Genomic DNA, 1,229 nt, shown 5'->3' on the forward strand with positions numbered 1-1,229 from the left:
TGTTTTTTCTGATATTTCATATCCACTATCACTACCCGACCAAAACAGAACCGATTATCCTTATAAAGATAGTTTGAACCCAGTTCGGTTAGGGTATAGCGATATTGACCATTGGCCAGCGCTTGCTGATTAAGTAATCCCAACTGCGCAAAAATGGCTAAGCGTTTGTTACGCCGGTTATCAACTTTGACTAAGTAGTCATAATCATCAACGCTGGGGTCTATAGTATGTGTTTCGTACGGCTCTGTAAAACTAAGCCAGAAAGTGGGACCTTCGCCTGTGGTAACACAAATCGCACGATCACCCGAAGTATTAGACTCATCAAATCGCGTTTGTAAGACCCGTTTTTCTTGCTCGGTGCCACAACCGATTAAACTAAACACCAATAACCACAATATTGCTAATTTTTTCATACCCTATCCTTAAAATATTCTTCTACCAACACGTCCTCCCCATGCAACTTCCCTTTTATCGGACGTTAAAAATATCATTCCCGAGCGCCCTTTGGTTTCCGGCGTTAGTGCTATAATTTTCCTAATCACCGAATTAATTTCATCTAAAAGAGGATTGTTGGCCCAATCCGGTACATTTTCCAGATAATAACGATAAGTATATAAACGCTTGCCATCTTGTTTTTTCTGATATTTCATATCCACTATCACTACCCGACCAAAACAGAACAGATTATCTTCATCAAAATACTTTGACCCCAGCTCGGTTAGGGTATAGCGATATTGTCCATTGGCCAGGGCTTGCTGATTAAGTAATCCCAACTGCGCAAAAATGGCTAAGCGTTTGTTGCGCCGGTTATTGGCTAGAACTAAATAGTCGTAACGCTCTATACCAGGAGTAATATCATAGGTTGTATAGGGCTCAGTTAAGTTGATCCATTCATGAGGGTTCAAGCCATTGGATAAACAAATCGCACTATTACCCGAAGGATTAGATTCATCAAATTCCGCTTGTAAGACCCGTTTTTCTTGCTCGGTGCCACAGCCAATTAAACTAAACGCCAATAACCACAATATTGCTAATTTTTTCATACCCTATCCTTAAAATATTCTTCTACCAACACGTTCTCCCCATGCAACTTCCCTTTTATTAGACGTTAAAAATACCGACCCCGAGCGCCCTTTGGTTTCTGGCGTTAGTGCTATAATATCCCTAATCACCGCATTAATTTCATCTAAAAGAGGATTGTTGGCCCAATCCGGTACATTTTCCAGATA

The 1,229-nt window shown here is 40.6% G+C and carries 1 protein-coding gene and 1 pseudogene; both read right to left on the reverse strand.

The window, feature by feature from the left end:
- Positions 1–413 (reverse strand): annotated as a pseudogene (locus tag FcAc13_RS12005) (hypothetical protein); the annotation flags it as partial.
- A 9-nt stretch (positions 414–422) separates the two neighbouring features.
- Positions 423–1,043, reverse strand: coding sequence for a hypothetical protein (locus FcAc13_RS12010; RefSeq protein ID WP_187756464.1), 621 nt, complete (start codon positions 1,041–1,043; stop codon positions 423–425).
- Positions 1,044–1,229: the final 186 nt, after the last annotated feature.

It is taken from the genome of Frischella japonica (assembly GCF_014489845.1).
Classification (GTDB): domain Bacteria; phylum Pseudomonadota; class Gammaproteobacteria; order Enterobacterales; family Orbaceae; genus Frischella; species Frischella japonica.

Bases quoted from the DNA above. Each gene is read 5' to 3' on its own strand.
- FcAc13_RS12010 (WP_187756464.1), bottom strand. From the start codon at position 1,043: ATGAAAAAATTAGCAATATTGTGGTTATTGGCGTTTAGTTTAATTGGC.